Origin of the sequence: Exiguobacterium aestuarii (genome assembly GCF_020171655.1) — a bacterium.
GTDB classification, from domain to species: domain Bacteria; phylum Bacillota; class Bacilli; order Exiguobacteriales; family Exiguobacteriaceae; genus Exiguobacterium; species Exiguobacterium aestuarii_A.
In genome coordinates this window covers 158432-177657 of record NZ_JAIVAC010000003.1, presented here as the reverse complement: position 1 = coordinate 177657, position 19226 = coordinate 158432, and the positions used below count along the sequence as shown (strand labels likewise).

The window sequence follows — 19226 nt, the reverse complement described above, 5'->3', positions numbered from 1 at the left end:
CTCTACGTGGTGAAATTCGTCATCGGGCCAACATCGATGCGTATGCTTATTGCTCACCTTAGAGGAGGGATTGACATCATGACACACAACATCCAACGCTTCCTTGCGCTATTCACCATCCTCATGCTCCTATCCACACTGATGCCCACCAATCTCGCACATGCAGATACGACCACGTTCCGATATATTCAACTGAACCTGACGGACGAAGAAGTCGAAACATTATATGAAGCAAGTCTCGTTTACGATGACATCACATATTACGGGGTACGTGAATCTGCTGACATTTGGCGCTTTATGATTGATGCAGAAACGGTCGATGACTCATTAATTGACTTGGTCACTCTTTATAATGCTGAAGGTGTTCCGTACACGTTTATCCCGAATACCATCACGGAAGCGTATCCCGTCGAAGTGGAGGAACCACCTGTTGTGACTGAACCAGATGAACCAGAAGAGGTAACACCCCCTGTGGAAACAGAACCAGAGCCGGTCGTGGAAGAACCGATGACGGAACCGATGTTGCCGGTGCTCGCTTTAGAAGCACAGAACATCGCCGGGGTCGACAAGGCCGTTGTCGGAGGAGAATTGTCGTATACGTTCATTGTAGAAAATACAGGAGACACGCCGATGACGGTGACAGAACTTTCTCATGAGTATGTGAGCGGAGACATCGATCATCAATCAATCGAATCGTTCAATCAACGCGTATTTGATCGTTTGCATGAATTAATAGGAGAAGACGGTCTCTTGCCGGGAGAACGGGTGGAAGTGACAGCAGTCTTGTCCGTTCCGTCTGATTATTCAATCCACACACACCCTGAGATCGGCAGTCTGTTTCGTGTGACGGGAGTGGACGAATATGACCGTGTCGTCACAGCAGAAAGTCAACAAATCGTCCTCTTGCGACAACCTGATTTTACAGTGTCAGGAACGAGCGAGTTGACGACCGTTCAGCCTGGGGAACCTGTCCGATACACATATACAGTGACGAACACCTCTAACGTCACCTTGTTCTTGTCTGATGTGACACTCACATGGCCGAGCGGCGCCTTGACATATGAGGAACAACAGATGGCAAATGAACGATTCATGAAGCAGGTTCAATCGATTCCTGCATTCATCAACGGATTTGGACCGGAAGAAGTCGTCACGTTTTCATTTGAACTCCCGCTTCTCCCGTCCTATGACGTCCGAGCTGGAGCGGAATTGGTTCAACAGGCAACATTTACGCTCTATGTGAACGAAGGGGTGACCGTCACTCGCTTTGTCGATGTGCCGGTTGCAGTAAAACAACCTGTTCCAATCAAAGAGGACGAACCGAAACAAGTTCCTGAGAAAGAAGCGAAAATCGAAACACCAGTCGTGAAGGTTGTCGTGAAAGAGCGAGAGACTCCCCCGGTGCAACTCGAAGATGAAGTTGACACGTATTCGCAAGATGTGCTCCCGATGACAGGAGAGACGAACGAAACGTGGCATGCGATGCTTGGACTCCTCTTGTTTGCATCTGGACTCCTCTTGATAATTCGTCGGAAGCGCCCATCTACCAAATAACGATTATGTATCCCTCCTTGTCTAATTCAGGAGGGATTTCTTCTGATTCCGCTTCGATACTTTTTTCGTGGAACGATTTTGTTATAATGAACAAAGTGAAATAGGAAACGATGTTCAAAGGAGCTAGACATAGATGAAATGGAAACAACTCGTCATCCCGACAATGGCCTCTGCGCTTTTGTTAAGCGGATGTTCAATGAAAATCCCGATGGGTGAAGAAGAAGCGACACCGACCGGCGAAGAAACAGCAGCAGAAGGTGTCACGCAAGCAATCGAAGCGCGTGATTCCTACTATCAAATGGTCATTCCGTTCAAAGCGGCAGCGGCGCGTGGGCTTGCCCAACGCCAAGTGAGTTCGTCCTTAGAGCTAGAAGAAGTCGAACTTGGTCTCATGCGCCATTCGACGGACGCGTTCGATCCGAATCAATTTGCTTATCAAGAAGGACAGCTTCTGAATGCGGAAGACGTATCCACCTTACTTGGACGTAAAGGTGGCAGTGGCGAAGGGTTGACGCCACTGAACCCGGCTTATGCAAACGGGAAGGCAGAAGTTGAGGACGACAAGTTTGTCGATGCGAACAAGAAGTCACCTCTTTATTTGGCGTCAATCGTAGAACAGAACTATATGACAAAAGAGGACAGCGGTTATCAGCTTGGAGGCGTGTCGTTTGCGCTCATTTTGAACCGTGAGTATGTCTTCCAAGCACCGAACTACGGACCGACCTACACGGTGAAACTCGACCAGAAGAAAGTAATCGCAGAAGGTGAACGAATGGCGAACGAACTTGTCGCCCAGTTACGGAAGCGAGAAGATTTTAAAGATTTGGATATAAACGTCGCGCTCTATATGAAGTCGACCCAAGGTTCACCGACTCCGGGGAACTATATCAAATCTGCCTTTGTCGGAACGGATGATCAGGTCGCAACCGGTGACTGGAAAGCCATCGATGAGAAGTACTACTACTTCCCATCTGCTGCGGCGACGAATGACGTACGTGAGGATGCCCAGAAATTTACGCTCTTCAGTGACCGAATTGCAGACCTTTTCCCAGACTATAGCGGAATGATTGGAAAAGGCTTTTATCAAAACGGCGACTTATCACGGATTGAGATGGATATCCCAATCCAATTTTATAGCCGTGCCGAGCTCGTCGGATTCACTCAACACGTCGTCGGCTTGCTCGAAAACCGCTGGGAATATAGCCGGAATGTGCCGGTTCGGATCAACGTGACATCACTTGGCGGAGACCCTGAAGTGACGATTGTGTTTGAGGACGGCATGGATAGCCCGAAAGTATACTTCTAATCGAGAAGAGATTCGTTTTTTGAAACGAATCTCTTCTTTTTTTCGTATGAAAAGTGAAAGGAATATCTTTGACCTTATTTGACCAATTGAGTAGAATAGAGTTAACAGAAACGGGAAAGGGATAGGTGAGGTGAATCCATATGGCTAAAAACTATTACGACGAGCTCGGTGTCTCAAAAGGAGCAACCGAACAAGAGATTAAACGTGCATACCGGAAATTGGCGAAACAGTACCATCCGGACGTCAATAAAGACCCTGGCGCACAAGATCGATTCAAGTCGGTCCAGGAAGCGTTTGACGTATTGAGTGACCCAGAGAAAAAAGCGAATTATGACCGATACGGTAGCCCGGATGGACCGTCGTTCGGACAAGGATTCGGAGGCGGTGGAGAGACTTACGGGGAAGGCTCGTCGCAGTTCGAAGATCTATTCCGACAATTCGGAGGCGGATCGCGTACGACCTCGCGAACTTTCGGATTTGAAGATATGTTCGGAAGCTTCTTTGATCAAGCGGTCGAGGAAGACTTGGATGAGACTGTACGTGTCAACATCCCGCTCAGTCAATTGACGAAAGAGTCAAAAGTGAGCCTTCGCCTTCAGACTGGCACGGTGAACGTCAAGATTCCACAAGGTGCCTATGAAGGTCAAAAATTGCGGTTAAAAGGAAAAGGAAGTCGCGTCGGACAATCGGGGAACCGAGGAGATGTATACGTCGAGCTTCACTTTGCGGATGACGATACGTATCGTCGTGAAGGAGAGCATATCGTGACAGTGAAACGATTGCGTCCGCTCGACTTTTTAGACGGAGCGAGCGTCATCATTGCCACGCTCGACGGAGGACGGGTGAAGTTGAAAGTGAAACCGGGAAGCCGTCCGGGACAACGGATGCGGATTCCGGGTCGCGGTGTCATGACCGGCTCGAAGGTGCGGTCGGACTTATTCGTCCAACTCGAGGTCGACTTGCCTCTTGATGAGACGTACCGTTCTGTTTATGAGCAAATCGAACGTTAATGAATAAGGAGGAATCGTGATGGACTTTAATCGTTTTACAGATAAAGCACATGAATGCATTGTCAGTTCACAGGCGTTAGCGAAACAATATCATCATAGTGAAATCAATGAGTGGCATGTCTTGGCGTCCATGATTTCACAGACGGACGGGATCGCACCGTTGCTGTTTCAAAAAATGGAAATCAACGTGTCTGAGATTGAAGGCGAAGTCGCGCTTTCTTTAAGAAATGCACCAAAACTTCAAAACCCGACGACACCGATGATTTCGGCTTCTTTGCTGAACGTTCTAACGACGGCGGAGCGGGAAGCGACAGGGATGAACGATGAATACGTATCGGTCGAACATATCTTACTCGGCATCTTGTTGAACAGTAGTCAGGCACAGGCGATGCTCGAGCGAAAAGGGGTCACAGAAGACCGACTCCGTGAGGCGCTCGTCGCCGTACGAGGTAATCGTCGGATCACGTCGAAGTCGCCTGAAGCGACGTATGACGTCTTGACGAAATACGGACGAGACCTCATTCAAGAAGTGAAGACTGGGAAAATCGATCCGGTCATTGGACGCGATAGTGAGATTCGTCGCGTCATCCGGATTTTGAGTCGGAAAACGAAAAACAACCCGGTCCTCATCGGGGAACCAGGTGTCGGGAAGACTGCAATCGTCGAGGGACTCGCTCAACGAATCGTCCGGGGTGACGTACCGGAGAGCTTGAAAGACAAAACGATCTTCAGCCTCGATATGAGCTCGCTTGTCGCCGGTGCGAAATACCGTGGTGAGTTTGAGGAGCGTCTTCAAGCGGTCTTGTCTGAAGTGAAAGAGGCGGAAGGTACAATCATCCTCTTCATCGATGAATTGCATACAATTGTCGGGGCAGGAAAATCGGAAGGTTCGATGGATGCCGGGAACATGTTAAAACCGATGCTCGCCCGAGGTGAGCTGCACTGTATCGGTGCGACAACGCTAGATGAGTATCGCCAATATATCGAAAAAGACCCTGCTCTGGAGCGGCGTTTCCAACAAGTGCTCGTCGCTGAACCGGACGTTGAGGATACGGTTTCAATCTTGCGCGGCTTAAAAGAACGCTTCGAGATTCACCACGGGGTACGCATCCACGATAACGCCCTCGTTGCAGCGGCTGTCTTGTCAAATCGTTATATCACAGACCGCTTCATGCCGGACAAGGCGATTGACCTCGTCGACGAGTCGTGTGCGATGATTCGGACAGAGATGGAATCGATGCCGGCTGAACTCGATGAGTTGGTTCGTCGGGTTATGCAACTTGAAATCGAAGAGGCAGCGCTTAAAAAAGAGAGCGATGCAGCTTCCATGAAACGACTCGAAGCACTCCAACAAGAATTGGCATCGCTCCGTGAACAGTCTGACTCGTTACGTCTCCGTTGGGAGAATGAGAAAGAGTCGACGCACCGCGTGCAGCAAATCCGTGGAGACCTCGAAAAGGTACGCCTCGAGTTACAAGAGGCAGAAAGTCGCTACGACTTGAACCGGGCCTCAGAGTTGAAATATGGACGAATCCCAGAGCTCGAGCGCGAACTAGAAGAAGCGGAACAGTTGGCGAGTTCGGTGACACGCGAACTCGTGCGGGAAGAAGTGACGGAAGAAGAAATCGCTGAGGTCGTCTCAAAATGGACCGGCATCCCGGTGACGAAACTGACAGAAGGAGAGCGGGATAAACTGCTCAACTTAGAAGCGGTTTTACACAAGCGTGTCTTCGGTCAAGATGACGCGATTCGTTTAGTCAGTGACGCGGTCATTCGTGCTCGCGCCGGAATCAAAGATCCGAACCGTCCAATCGGTTCCTTCCTCTTCCTTGGGCCGACTGGTGTCGGGAAAACGGAACTCGGGAAGGCGCTCGCAGAAGCAATGTTTGATTCGGAAGACCATATCGTTCGACTCGATATGAGTGAATATATGGAGAAACATGCCGTATCACGACTTGTCGGTGCACCTCCTGGCTATATCGGGTATGAGGAAGGCGGACAGTTGACGGAAGCGGTTCGCCGTAACCCGTACTCGGTTCTTTTACTCGATGAGGTCGAGAAGGCACATCCGGACGTCTTCAACATCTTGTTGCAACTGCTCGATGATGGTCGATTGACCGATTCGCACGGGCGCATCGTCGATTTTAAAAATACAATCGTCATCATGACGTCGAACATCGGGGCAGACATTTTGCTCGAAGCAGCGAGAGACGGTGTGATTGATGAAGATGAGGAGCGCCAAGTACTCGAGAAGCTTCGCCGCCATTTCCGTCCTGAGTTCTTGAACCGGGTTGATGAAACGATTCTGTTCCATCCGCTCACGAAAGATCAAATCGGTCAAATCGTCGAGAAAGCGGTCGGACGAATGAGCGAACGACTCACGACGCGCTCGATTCATATCGAGATCACAGACGCAGCAAAAACGTTCGTCGCCGATGAAGCGTACGAACCTCAATTCGGTGCCCGTCCAATCAACCGTTACGTGCAACGGACAATCGAGACGAAACTTGCCCGAAGCATCTTAGCCGGGGATGTCGAAGATGGTCAAACGGTCGTCATCGATGTCGAGAACGGGGAATTGACGTTACGTCCATCGACGGTCAATGCATAAGGAAAGAGGAATCCAAAATTGGATTCCTCTTTTATGTATGCCGACGCTTTCGTCTGAAAAGCAGAAAACTGACACCTATAAAAATGAGATAGAGCACCGTTCCGAAAAATAAGTTGAGTACCCACGGGATTGTTCCCATAAATGTGGCGCGGGTCGCTTCCTGAAACCAGAGCAGTAACCAAAAGAATAAGCCAAGACTCGTTGCGAGTAGCGTATAAAACCCCAACAAACCTTGTTTCGTCCACCGCTTGATTCCAAATCCCAATAAAGTCGTAACGACAAAAATCGCACCTAGCCCAATATAAAACAATCCATCGATTGGTAATGACTGCACCTACATGACTCCCTTCTCACCATCAGATTCATATAGTCTCATCTTACACTGTGAGGAAATAAATGGGAATCTTTATTGTGAAACGAGAGGACGTTCTGGCTGATAGATGCAGTACGGTTCTGCCTCCTTATAATCACCAGTAACCGCATAGGCTCTGGCCCGCGAACCACCACATAGATAACGATATTCGCAATATCCGCACTTTCCGTGATGACTATCCGGATCACGCAACGCTTTGAAGATCGGATGATGACGATAAATATCGGCGAGTGGTGTCGTTCTGACATTCCCGCAAAGAATCGGTAAAAATCCAGAAGGTTGGACGTCACCTGTGTGCGAGATAAAGACAAACCCGTTCCCGTCATTCGTTCCGCGAGGTGCCTTTGCCAAATCATCATGGGGATGCCCAATCGGAGGGAGTCCCTCTGATTTTCGCCGTTGATTTTCTTGTCGTGCCACCCGTCGATAAAACTGGGCTTCCGTCGTCGAGATGATAAATGGCGCCGTCTCTTGTAACGAGAACGCCCACTTCAGCACCTCTTCATGTCGCTCGGGAGAAATGGGTTGTAACAGAGATCCTCGCCCGGTCGGCACAAGGAAAAAGAGCGTCCAGACCGATACGCCGAGGGACTCCACGAGTTTTGCCATTTCAGGTAAGCGATCGACGTTATATTCGGTCACCGTCGTGTTGATTTGAAACGACATGCCTTCTTCTCGGAAGTAGGAGATTCCTCGGATGGTACGGTCGAAACTGCCGCGTGTTCCTCTAAAGTAATCGTGTGTCTGCGCATCCGGACCGTCGATGGAAAACGCCCAACGTGACAACCCGGCAGCTTTTGCCCGTTTCACAGCGTCACGGGTGACGCGGGGTGTGGCAGAGGGTGTCATCGAGACACGCATCCCGAGAGATGAGGCGTACGCAGTCAATTCAAACAAATCTTCGCGCATGAGGGGATCTCCACCTGTGAAGACGAGAATTGGATTGTCCATCGCGTGAGTGTCGCGAATGAGTGCCTTCCCTTCTTCCGTGTCGAGTTCATTTTCGTATCGATGAAACTGTGCCTCGGCCCGGCAATGGACACAGGAGAGAGCGCAAGCACGTGTCACTTCCCAAATGACGATAAACGGGTTCTCGTTATAGTCGATGTGTTTCATACCGTCACCACCTGTTTGAGTTTCAGGTTGTTGACTGCTTGTTTTGCGGAATCGACACAATCTGGTAAGCCAACCCCATGGAGAATGGCGCCACACGCCTCGACCCCGTCCCACTTCGCGAGTGCTTCTTCAAAGGCGCGGACATCTTGTTTATGTCCGACCTCATATTGGGGCATCGTTTGAACGTGACGTTCGACTTTCGTGAAAAGTGGTGTCCCGACTTGTTGAATACGGCGGAGTTCGTGCAAGGCAAATGTCGCAATCGTATCATCATCTTCGTGCAACAAAGAGGAAACATAATCAGAACCGATATACATCCGAATCAACGCTTTCCCTTCAGGTGCCATATGTGGCCACTTCTTATGCATCCAACTGCAAGCGGTCAAAGCGTTACCTTCAGACTTGGCGATGACGTAACCTGTCCCGTCTAGCGCATCGACTTCTGATACGTCGAATGCGGCAAGAACGGTCATTGAGGACGTTCGCTTACGAGTCGACAAACTCTCGGCTTCCGGAAAACCGAGTAACGGCCCGAGCATGTTTGGGGAAGTCGCAAGAATGATCCCGTCAAACTGCTCGACCGTTCCATCCGCCAATGTGATTTCATGCGGTCTTACGGACTTGACGATTGTCTTCAGTACGAGACGGTCAATGGAAGGACGGAGTGCCTCGACGAGTGCACCGAGTCCTTGATCGAGCGATAAAAACTTTCCGGTCTCAGACGGTTTCACTCCAGCCTGAGAAGGGGGCGTGAGTGCTTTCATACCGAGAATCAGACTGCGAGTTTTTTGTTCAATCGTGATAAACTGAGGGAAAGTAGACTCGATGCTCATATCGTCGAGCGTTCCGTTATAAATCCCGGACAGAAGGGGCTCGATCATCGTGTCGACGACTTCTGATCCGAGTCTCGTCCGAAAGAAGCGGTCGAGCGAGATGTCCTCTCCTTCATACACACGCGGAATGACAAGGTCGAGTCCTGCACGAAATTTCCCTCTCCACGTAAAGAGATCCGTTTTTACCATCGGCCAAAACTTGGTCGGAATACCCATGACCGATCCGGCTGGCATTTGTCTCAGTTGTTGACGTACGTAAATGTAAGAGGTCCCGGTTTTAGAACGAACGAGTTGGTCCTCAAGGCCGAGGTCGGTAATGAGAGACGTCAAGGTCGGCTTACGCGCCATATAACCGTCCGGCCCGGTCTCTAACGTAAATCCATCTCGATAGATGGTTTTGATTTTTCCGCCGAGACGATCCTGTGCCTCGAACAGTGTGACGTGTGCGCCGGCTTCTTTAGCATAATGTGCTGCGGCCAGCCCGGCGATGCCACCTCCGATAATTGCGATTTGATTCAATCGATTCACCCATTTCTGTAAAGTTCTTGTCGTATTAACGGTACCGAGAATATAGACGCAGACATAGGATAAGTGTCACGGAGTTCTAGACAAATTTGTCACGAATTCGAAAGGGGACGATGAAATGATGGCTTTCATCATTATCGCGACTGTCATTGTGTCAGGTGTGGTTGGTTTTATTGTGACGATGAATCGGCATGGGGAAAAATTGGTCGGGGATGAAGAAAGTCCACCGGTGATTTGGGCGGATGAAGAGTGGTATAAAGAAGATGGACCGCCAGACGGGTAATATGATAAGATGACCCGGTTGAAATTTGATGGAACATGAGGTGATCGAATGAATGTACTCGAACAACAGTTGAACCACTTGATTGATGAGTGTCGTCCGTATACGGCTCAGGGGAAAGTGGCGGACTACATCCCAGAACTGGCGCATGTGAAAAACGATTTACTCGGGGTGGCGATTTGTTTGCCGGACGGTACGTATATTCACGCTGGGGACGTTCATCACAAGTTTACGATTCAAAGTGTATCGAAGGCGCTGACGCTTTGTTATGTGCTGATGGAATTTGGGGAAGACTATGTGTTTTCAAAAGTGGGGATGGAACCGACGGGTGATGCGTTCAACTCGATCGCGAAACTCGAGGAAACGGTCCCCTCAAAACCACTGAATCCGATGATCAATGCAGGGGCGTTAGCGGTGACGAGTATGATTTTAGGGGAGACGGCTGACTTAAAGATTTATCAGTTCCGCCAATTTTTAGCGACCTTGTTGAATCGACCCGTAGAGGAGATTACGTACGATGAAAAAGTCGCTCGCTCTGAATACGAGACGACCGACTTGAATCGCGCACTCCTCTATTTCATGCGCCATCATGGAATTGTAGAAGGAGACGTCGATGAGATTATCGACGTATATACGAAACAATGTGCCATTGAAATCGATTGTTTTGACTTGGCGCGAATCGGGCGTGTCTTCGCAGGGAACGGGGAAGACCCGGAGACAGGTGAAGAATTGATTCCCCGTCGTGTCGTCCGGATCGTCAAAGCCATCATGACGACATGTGGCATGTACGATGCATCAGGCGAGTTCGCCGTCCGTGTCGGACTTCCCGGCAAGAGCGGGGTGTCAGGTGCGATTTTAGCAGTCGGAAACCACGAACTAGATTTGAATAACGTCGGGTTTGGCATCTTCGGTCCGGCGCTTGATTCAAAAGGGAATTCGATTGCGGGGATGAAGTTGCTCGAACTATTGATTGAACGGTATACATCGCGTTAAATTGATAGGTGCTTCACGGATTCATCAAGTTCTTGCTGTAAGACTTCAATTTTTTTGTCGTACGGGGATTGCAGGTCGGTAGGAGGGGTGAAGGCCAGCCAACGCTTCAACAGTTGATCATGGTCATTCATCTCACCGAGTTCGGTTTGCATCTTTTTTAACGTACGGACGGTGTCGATTGACGCGTCCGACTCGTAGTTTAACAAATATTCATGCAAGTATCGTTCACGTTTCACGGCTAAGCGAACCTTATGGAGCGCTTCGATTTGTTCTTTTCCACTCGATTGTTCATGATAGATGCGAATTCGTTGTTTGCGTTCGCTTTTCGCCTTTTCTAACATCGGAGAGGCGTTCGTTTTTTTAAGCGCACGAAACAACGGTCCGCCGATGAAACGACGAATTTGTTGGTCGAGTGAGGGAGTCATCTTTTCACTGACTCGTGTCGAGAGAATGGTCCGTTCGATGGCCCGTTGTTTTTCCATGGTTTGTAGAAATACTTCGTCGAGCTCTGTTTTTACATCAAATTGTTCGATGAGGACATCGAGGTCACGGACATGACCGAGTGCCTCCATCAATTGTTTGAGTTGCCGGAACGTCGCGGGCTTCGTCTCAAAGATCTGCATGAACGTGATCAGCTTTCGTAAATGAACGCGGGCGCGATGAATGTCCTCGGAATTGTTGAACGAGAGGGCCTCGGTCACGTAATGGTTAAACGTGTTCCACGTTTCTAACAGTTCAAATTTAAGTTTTTCTGCATGCCGTTGATTCATGATATTGTTTCCTTTCTGAAAAAGAGATGAGGGTTGTCCATGTACCAAACACATTCATTAAACGAAAAAATCAAACTGTTCTTTACGATTTTCTTTCCAATCCTAGTTACGCAAGTGTCTTTTTATTTGATTAGCTTTTTTGATACCGTCATGTCCGGACGCGCAGGCGCCGTCGACTTGGCTGGCGTCGGTGTCGGTTCGAGTCTTTGGATGCCCGTTTACACCGGGCTTAGCGGAATCTTGTTGGCAGTTGCTCCAATCGTGTCACAAGCGCTCGGCGCGCGGGACCGTCAACAAATTCAACGTACGCTATTTCAAGGCATCTACTTAGCCATCATGCTCAGTGTAATCACGCTGACATTAGGGTCTTTCCTCGTGCCACTCGCAATCGAAGGGATGGGGCTTAGTACGGAAGGGAAGCGAACCGCGACCCAATACTTACTTGCGCTTGGTTTCGGTGTCTTGCCGATGTTCTTGTTCAACGTGCTTCGCACGCTCATGGATGCGCTTGGCAAGACGAGGGTCTCGATGATCCTCATACTATTAGGGTTACCCATTAATGTCGGATTAAATTACATCTTCATCTTTGGAAAACTCGGGATTCCGGCGTACGGTGGCGTCGGAGCAGGAATCGCCTCGAGCATCACCTATTGGTTGCTCTTTTTCATGGCATTCTTTTTCGTCCGAAACGGAAAACCGTTCCGCGAGTACAAGTTCTTACGGACATCAGAGCGAATCGTTTGGCTCAGACAAAAAGAGTTGTTACAACTCGGGACACCAATCGGGCTAGCGATCTTCGCCGAGGTCAGCATCTTTGCGGCAGTCACGCTACTGCTTAGCTCATACGGTGACCAAATCGTCGCGGCACACCAAGCGGCCATTAACTTTGCGTCGTTTGTGTACATGCTCCCGTTGTCGGCATCGAGCGCGTTGACGATTGTCGTCGGGTATGAACTTGGTGCGAAACGACTACAGGACGCCGTTCGATATGCGAAGATTGGGATTTCGCTTTGTCTAGGTGTCTCCATCTTCTCGGGTGCTTTCTTATTTTGGCAAAACGAACGCGTCGCAGCCATTTATACGAATGACCCGACAGTCGTGGACCTTGCGGCACACTTCATGATTTTCGCCGTGTTCTTCCAGTTATCAGATGCTGTCGCCGCACCGATTCAAGGGATTTTACGAGGCTTCAAAGACGTCAACATTACGTTAGTTCTCTCTCTCGTCGCCTATTGGGTCATCGGCTTACCACTCGGTTATGTGTTGGCGGAGCATGCTGGATTTGGACCGGATGGCTATTGGATTGGGTTGATTGCAGGACTGGCTGCTGGAGCGGTCTTATTATTCCTCCGACTAGTGTGGATTGTCCGTCGCTTCGGGACGCTTCAATCGACGTCATGACACAAAGATTGTTCACAATTGTGAACAATCTTTTATTTATCTAAAATTGGTCTATACAACTATACTTTTATTCGATATGATAACATGGAGGAAAACAAAAGAAGGAGTGGTGAAGCGATGGGGACATTGATTAATGCTCATATCGTGTCAGCGGAACAAACGTGGGAGCGTGGGTATATCAGATGGAGTGACCAATCGATTGAAGAAATCGGATCAATGGAACAATTTAAGCAACGAGACGAGAGCGTCATCGATGTCTCGGGTGCGCTCGTCACGCCTGGCCTCATCGATGTTCATATACACGGGGGGTATGAAGTCGATACGATGGACGCGGACGAGTCACGGCTTCGTCAATTAAGTGAAGACATGCTTCAAGAGGGTGTCACGTCATTCTTTGCGACCACGATCACCCAGTCGAAAGAAGCGATTGAACGGGCGTTGACAGCAGTTCGGAACGTCATTGAGTCAGACGATACGACCATCGTTGGGATTCATTTAGAGGGGCCATTCGTCAATGTGGAGATGGCGGGTGCACAACCAGCAGAACATATCATTGATCCGGATGCGGAACAATTCCGAAAGTGGCAAGAGCTTGCCGGTGGTCATATCCGACTCGTCACGTATGCACCGGAACGGCCGGGAGCCCGAGCATTTGAAGCAGCCCTTCGTGAATCGGGTGCAATCGGTTCAGCGGGACACACGAGTGCGACGTTTGAAGAGAATAAGCAGGCTGGCGTCAAACATGGAACACACTTATATAACCAAATGAGAGGCTTGCATCATCGAGAACCGGGAACGGTCGGATATTGTCTCTTAGAGAAAGGTGTCATGACCGAAATCATTCCAGATGGGATTCACAGTCGTCCGGAGATGGTCGATTTTGCTTACCGCTTAAAAGGAGCGGATGAACTCGTCGTCATCACGGATGCGATGCGGGCGAAAGGTCTGCCTGACGGACAGTATGAACTTGGGGGTCAACCCGTCATCGTAGAAGGAGGTGCTGCCCGTCTTGAAGCAGGGAATCTCGCCGGGAGTGTCTTGACGATGGATGCGGCATTCCGAAATATTCAAGCGTATACGGGATGTACGGTGGAAGAAGCGGTCAAAATGACTTCGACGAATGCGGCAAAAGAATTCGGATTGACGACAAAAGGAGACATCAAATCGGGGTTTGATGCGGACCTTGTCGTTTGGGATGACAGTGCACATGTTCAAATGACAATCGTCAAAGGAAACATTGCATATGAACGGGAGGAACAACGATGAACGTATTAGTCGCAAAGACAGCGAATGACGCGGAACGTATCGCCTATTCGCTCATTAAAGAACGGATTTCAGGGAAGCATGACTTCGTACTCGGTCTCGCGACAGGCAGCACGCCGGTCGGGATGTATCAAATGTTTAAACAAGACGCGCTCGATTGTAGCCATGTGACGAGCGTCAATTTAGATGAATACATCGGTCTATCACCAGAGCATCCACAAAGCTACAACCGCTTTATGAAAGATCGTTTGTTTGACAAAGTGCCGTTCAAACAAAGCCATCTTCCTCAAGGTGATGCACCAGACCCTGAAGCGGAGGCGGCTCGCTACGAAGGACTCGTTCGGAAGCTTGGTGTCGACTTACAACTTCTCGGTATCGGGGAAAATGGTCACATCGCATTTAATGAACCGGGCACGGCGCTTGATGCGAAGACACATGTGACCGAACTCACCGAATCCACACGAGAGGCAAACCGTCGCTTTTTTGACCGATTGGAAGATGTTCCGACGCATGCGATCACAATGGGACTCGATACAATCATGAATGCGCGTGAGATTGTCCTTGTGGCGACGGGCGAGCGAAAAGCAGAGGCCGTACAACATATGATTGAAAGTGTACCGACGGTCGACTGGCCGGCGACGATCCTTCAAGCGCATCCAGGTGTGACGGTCGTACTCGATGAAGCGGCGGCATCGCGCTGTGCAGAAGCTCTTCAAGCACGAGGACAAGAAGCGGCAACGCGATTTTTCACCATTCGGGCTTAATCAACCTGCGGAGACATCTCCGTGGGTTTTTCTGTTTTCAACTGTGGGAAAATGTAAAGAAATGAATTTGTCATCAAAACGTTTTCGACAAATTTCACACTTTCCTCTATAATGAGTGAAGCTCATTACTTTGACTCGAAGGAGACCATTATGAATTCTAGAACACATACTCGTAGACAGCGCAAAGGTCCGTCTGCGTTTTATAAAGTCTTTAGTGCCCTTGTGCTGATTGCGATTATTGCTGGGTCTAGCATTTACGGTACCGCATTTTATAAAGCACACAACATGTTGTCCGGCACCCAAGTCACGCTAGAGGACGACCCGACGGTTGAACCTACTCGCTTTGACAAAGAAGATACGGAGTCGTTTTTGATTTTAGGGACAGACCTTTCTCCACAAAAGAAAGCGCGTGGAGAGTTTGGACGCTCGGATGTCATGATTGTCGTCATTCTGAACAAGAAAGAAAAGCAGACGACGATGCTCAGTATCCCGCGTGACTCGTACGTCAATATCGATTACACAGGATACAATATCCCTTATGGAAAGACAGGTCTTGATCAAGATAAGATCACACATGCCTACTATTTCGGTTCCATGGATGAATCGAACCCGAACAACGGGATGCGTATGGCAACAAACACGATTGAGGACTTGGTCGGCGTTGAAATCGACCATGTCGTCTCGCTCAACTTCCAAGGATTTGTGGATTTCATCGATGCAGTCGGTGGTGTTGAGATCGACGTTCCATTCTCATCACAACAAAACAGCTATGACGCCTCACGTGAGACCGTACAAATCGAAGAAGGACTTCAGCAACTTTCTGGTGAAGAGGCACTCGCCTATGTCCGTAACCGATATGACGACCCACGTGGAGACATCGGGCGTGGACAACGCCAGATGGAAGTCATTAATGCCGTGCTCGAACAGTCACTTGGCACGTCACTCATCAATAACTATGATAAGGTCTTGAAAGCCGTGGGCGACAACATGCAGACGACGCTCGGACCGAATGACTATATGCGTTTGATTGAAGATGTCGGTGCACTACACAATACGGTGCAATATCAATTGACAGGTGAAGGCGCCCGTGCAGATGACGGCCACTTCTACTATTTCTTGAATGAACCGCTTCTTGAAGAAGTACGCTATCGTGTGCAGCAAGCGGACGCAGGAAATCCTGTGGAGCCGATGACGGATACGGAATTAGAGTCTTACACGTTAGACCCGAGTGGGGTAACGTACGAAGCGCAATAAAGTTTGACTTACGAAAAATGCAAAACGCTCAGAATTCATTTTCTGAGCGTTTTTTATGTGGCAATGCATTTCAGGTCAGACCGATTTTTTGTGTGGGGTTGCTTGAAAACTGATTTAGTCAATGATTTTCCCACTCAAAAATTTGGTCTCACAGTAAGGACAGCGATATACATCCTCCACATCAGTGTCATGGTCAAATCGTAATGGGAGTCGTCTTTTACACTGTGGACATTTCCATAAAGTGAGGGATATGGCGAGGAAAATTACAAATAAAGATGCTCCTAAAATCGCCAACCATGTCGAGCCTATAAGGATATTGATCATACTAATTGGGATTGAGATAAATAAACAAAGTAATGCGAGTTTTCGATATTTCATGATATCGATTACCTTAGGCAATGTCCTCCCCCCTTGACATCTATATACGTAGAATAAGATTGCTTAGTTCCAATATGAGTCGAAAAGAAGGTAGATAATCGTATTTCTGTTTCGTGCGTTATATGCGATCCATCGCAACGGTTAACGAATAGGAGTCTCCACGAAAGAGCGAGCGACTATATTCAAACATGTCACCGTTCTCGAGATAGGTACGTTGATCGATCAGCAATACCGGTGCGTTTGGAGAGATGGTCAGCAGTTTCGCTTCCTCGGGACCGGCGCTGCGGGCTTCGAGTGTCTGTGTTGCATTTTTCAAACGTAAACCGTGCTGTTCGGCGTATGCATAAATGGAACCGGTCGCGTCTTCTTTCGTCAAGTCAGGCAATAAACGGACAGGAATGTAGGCGGTCTCGAGCGCGAGCGGATGGTCGTCTGCGAGTCGGAGCCGCTTCATTTCGTATACCGGTGTTTGATTCGGGATACTCAGTTGTTGGGCGATTCGATCCGTTGCCGGGATGACCTCGTAGGACAAAAGACGACTGAGTGGTCGCATGCCACGATGTTTGATTTCTTCAGAAAAACTCGTCAGTCCGGACAACGTCATGGCAATCTTTTGGCTCGCGACGAATGTGCCTCGTCCTTTTTGACGGCTCAAATAACCGGCGTTGACGAGGTTCATGATTGCTTGACGAATCGTCATGCGACTGACATGAAATTGTTCGGAGAATTCACGTTCTGAAGGTAGCGTGTCTCCTGGCTTTAACAATCCGTCATCAATTTGTTGCTTTAAGTACGCTTCAATTTGATAATAAATAGGTAACGGAGATTGTTTATCGATTTCTAACATATCATTTCGCTCCTGACTGAGAAGATGTATGTTTCATTATAGACGAAATTAGACTAGTTGTCTGAACAGATTTATAGAGAGAAGGTGGAGGACAAGATGAATCAATATACAGTCAATACAATCGTGACCTCAGTAAGCGAGGATGGAAAAGGTCATTGGCATACACTCGAGCATAGTCCTTTTTATGCGGAAGGTGGGGGGCAACCGGCAGACCGGGGATGGATTGATTCGCATGACGTATTAGATGTGCAACTCAAGGAAGGTGAAGTGTGGCATCTGTTGTCAGCGGCATTACCTACCGGAACACCAGTAGTGGCTCGGATCAATGAACATGTGAGACGAGACCATTCCATCCAGCATACTGCCCAACACTTGTTAACGGCGATTTTGGAAGATCGTCACGGCATTCGTACGCTCAGTTTTGGAATTGGGGAAGAGGATTCGTCCATTGAGATTGAGACGGCAGGGATGGACTGGGCTCAAGTTGAAGCTCTTGAGCAAGAGATGCAGCAACTCATCTTTGAGAATTATCCGATTCATGTGTATGAAATCGCAGAAGAAAAAGTGGACCGGACGCGCTTACGGAAAGCGACCGATCGAACAGGGATGATTCGAATCGTCGAAATCGAAGGGCTTGATTATAACGCGTGCGGTGGGACACACGTGGAAACGACAGGGCAACTTGGTACGATTCACGTGACGACGCTCAAAAAAGTGAGAGGAAACATCCGCTTGACGTATGTGGCTGGTAATCGGGCGTTGAAAGCGACACAACGAGCACGAGAAGCGTTACGGACAATCCACCACACGTTCTCGACGACGAATGAATCGGTGGCGGCACGCGTAATTGAAGAGCACACGATTCGTCTTGAACGTGAAAAAGAAATCAAGACGCTCGAAGAACGGATTGCGAAAGCGAAAGTGAAGGCAGTCTTACAAGAAGACAACTATGTAGCGTTACATGTGGGACGAACGGAAGCCGAAACGTTGACGACCGCAATTGTTGAACGAATCGCAGCGACCGGACGAATAGCGGTCGGAGCCAACTACAGTACGCAAAAATTATTTGTCATGCATGATGGGACTCATGACATCGCGGTCGGAACATTTCTTCGTGCGGCCCTTCAAGAAATGAAGATTGGTCGCGGTGGTGGAAACCATAAGCAGGCACAAGCACGATTCACTTCGGTCATAGAACTTGAACGAGGGATGGAAGAAATCGTGAGACGATTACAAGAGGGGGTCTTACCATGTTGACGATTCAATCGGGAAAAGAAGCCGAGTTGATTGAGCAGGCCAAACAAGTACGGGAAATCGTATTCGTTCAGGAACAAGGAATCGATGCGAGTCTCGAATACGATGATTTAGATGATGTCTGTACGCACGTGGTCGGTCTCCTTGACGCGCAACCGGTGACGACAGCACGTCTTCGCCCGGTAGACTCGACTGTCGGGAAAGTGGAGCGGGTGGCGACGATTCAGACGGCCCGAGGTCATGGATATGGAAAAGAAATCATGGACGAAATCGAACATGTCGCAAAACATCAAGGATTAAGCGAACTGCGCCTAGGTGCACAGTTAACGGCGCTTCCGTTCTACGAAAAAATCGGGTACGAGGCGTTCGGAGATGAATTTTTAGATGCCAATATTCCACACCGTATGATGCGGAAAACGTGGTAACTCTTTTTTGAAATATCCCATTTTTCTAAAAAAAGGTTGGCAAGAAGATTTCGTTTTGTTATAACTAATACTAACAACTGACAGATAGAGGTTGCGAATGACATGAGTAAGCTTGGTTGAAACGGACGCACTCCGGACCGAGCCGAAAGGGGAAATTCGCCGAAGTCGACGTTCACGTGCGTGTGAACGAAGGCTGGGGTAGTCGTGAATAACGCCTACACTGCCATGGTCAACTACCATGGAGCGCTATCTACGGAACGATTCTTTAA

General features: G+C 48.9%; 17 protein-coding genes and 1 riboswitch. Of the genes, 12 read left to right on the top strand and 5 right to left on the bottom strand.

The features are described 5' to 3' along the window. The first annotated feature begins 78 nt into the window (after positions 1-78). The 4 genes from LCM29_RS13500 to clpB all read left to right on the top strand — a co-directional run bounded on the left by LCM29_RS13500 (position 79) and on the right by clpB (position 6481). Complete coding sequence (locus tag LCM29_RS13500) at positions 79-1554, top strand: LPXTG cell wall anchor domain-containing protein (RefSeq protein WP_224863411.1); 1476 nt, start codon at positions 79-81, stop codon at positions 1552-1554. A 133-nt stretch (positions 1555-1687) separates the two neighbouring features. Further along, positions 1688-2860: a CamS family sex pheromone protein gene (locus LCM29_RS13495; RefSeq protein ID WP_224863409.1), complete on the top strand. Its 1173-nt coding sequence runs from the start codon at positions 1688-1690 to the stop codon at positions 2858-2860. A 140-nt stretch (positions 2861-3000) separates the two neighbouring features. Beyond that, entirely contained in the window at positions 3001-3870 is an 870-nt protein-coding gene (locus tag LCM29_RS13490; RefSeq protein WP_224863407.1) for a DnaJ C-terminal domain-containing protein, read from the top strand. A 19-nt stretch (positions 3871-3889) separates the two neighbouring features. Further along, complete coding sequence (gene clpB, locus LCM29_RS13485; RefSeq protein ID WP_214876648.1) at positions 3890-6481, top strand: ATP-dependent chaperone ClpB; 2592 nt, start codon at positions 3890-3892, stop codon at positions 6479-6481. 31 nt (positions 6482-6512) lie between these two features. Here clpB and LCM29_RS13480 read toward each other — a convergent pair whose 3' ends face one another. The 3 genes from LCM29_RS13480 to hemG form a co-directional block, all read right to left on the bottom strand. After that, a complete protein-coding gene (locus tag LCM29_RS13480) occupies positions 6513-6815 on the bottom strand; it encodes a hypothetical protein (RefSeq protein ID WP_224863405.1) in 303 nt (100 codons plus the stop codon). 72 nt (positions 6816-6887) lie between these two features. Next, on the bottom strand, positions 6888-7970 hold the full coding sequence (locus LCM29_RS13475; protein ID WP_224863402.1) for a TIGR04053 family radical SAM/SPASM domain-containing protein: 1083 nt from the start codon (positions 7968-7970) through the stop codon (positions 6888-6890). Further along, the gene (gene hemG / locus LCM29_RS13470) at positions 7967-9331 is read right to left on the bottom strand and encodes a protoporphyrinogen oxidase (RefSeq protein ID WP_224863400.1); all 1365 of its coding nucleotides are present in this window, start codon (positions 9329-9331) and stop codon (positions 7967-7969) included. Before hemG ends, LCM29_RS13475 begins: the two co-directional genes overlap by 4 nt. Before the next feature lie 115 nt (positions 9332-9446). On the opposite strand from hemG, the gene LCM29_RS13465 reads away from it, so the two are divergent. Beyond that, a complete protein-coding gene (locus LCM29_RS13465; RefSeq protein ID WP_224863398.1) occupies positions 9447-9611 on the top strand; it encodes a hypothetical protein in 165 nt (54 codons plus the stop codon). A gap of 48 nt (positions 9612-9659) precedes the next feature. Beyond that, on the top strand, positions 9660-10601 hold the full coding sequence (glsA, locus tag LCM29_RS13460; RefSeq protein WP_074032972.1) for a glutaminase A: 942 nt from the start codon (positions 9660-9662) through the stop codon (positions 10599-10601). On the opposite strand, the gene LCM29_RS13455 is transcribed toward glsA, so the two are convergent. Next, entirely contained in the window at positions 10598-11371 is a 774-nt protein-coding gene (locus tag LCM29_RS13455) for a CHAD domain-containing protein (protein WP_224863396.1), read from the bottom strand. The two genes, glsA and LCM29_RS13455, sit on opposite strands and share 4 nt — an antisense overlap. Positions 11372-11410: 39 nt before the next feature. On the opposite strand from LCM29_RS13455, the gene LCM29_RS13450 reads away from it, so the two are divergent. From LCM29_RS13450 to LCM29_RS13435, 4 genes are all read left to right on the top strand, one after another. Continuing rightward, positions 11411-12772 (top strand): MATE family efflux transporter, encoded by a 1362-nt coding sequence (locus tag LCM29_RS13450; protein WP_214747446.1) that lies wholly within the window; start codon positions 11411-11413, stop codon positions 12770-12772. 117 nt (positions 12773-12889) lie between these two features. After that, on the top strand, positions 12890-14038 hold the full coding sequence (gene nagA / locus LCM29_RS13445) for an N-acetylglucosamine-6-phosphate deacetylase (RefSeq protein WP_214747443.1): 1149 nt from the start codon (positions 12890-12892) through the stop codon (positions 14036-14038). After that, a complete protein-coding gene (nagB, locus tag LCM29_RS13440) occupies positions 14035-14799 on the top strand; it encodes a glucosamine-6-phosphate deaminase (protein WP_224863394.1) in 765 nt (254 codons plus the stop codon). Before nagA ends, nagB begins: the two co-directional genes overlap by 4 nt. A gap of 150 nt (positions 14800-14949) precedes the next feature. Next, positions 14950-16053, top strand: coding sequence for an LCP family protein (locus LCM29_RS13435; RefSeq protein ID WP_214747437.1), 1104 nt, complete (start codon positions 14950-14952; stop codon positions 16051-16053). Between the two features lie 496 nt (positions 16054-16549). Here the strand turns inward: LCM29_RS13435 and LCM29_RS13430 are convergent, their stop codons facing one another. Next, on the bottom strand, positions 16550-17278 hold the full coding sequence (locus LCM29_RS13430; RefSeq protein ID WP_074032977.1) for a GntR family transcriptional regulator: 729 nt from the start codon (positions 17276-17278) through the stop codon (positions 16550-16552). Positions 17279-17374: 96 nt separating this feature from the next. On the opposite strand from LCM29_RS13430, the gene LCM29_RS13425 reads away from it, so the two are divergent. Next, positions 17375-18535, top strand: a complete 1161-nt coding sequence (locus tag LCM29_RS13425) for an alanyl-tRNA editing protein (RefSeq protein WP_224863391.1) — start codon at positions 17375-17377, stop codon at positions 18533-18535. Then, positions 18529-18957, top strand: coding sequence for a GNAT family N-acetyltransferase (locus LCM29_RS13420; RefSeq protein ID WP_224863389.1), 429 nt, complete (start codon positions 18529-18531; stop codon positions 18955-18957). The genes LCM29_RS13425 and LCM29_RS13420 overlap by 7 nt, the downstream gene beginning before the upstream one ends. A gap of 77 nt (positions 18958-19034) precedes the next feature. Next, a riboswitch (Lysine riboswitch) is annotated at positions 19035-19214 on the top strand. Positions 19215-19226: the final 12 nt, after the last annotated feature.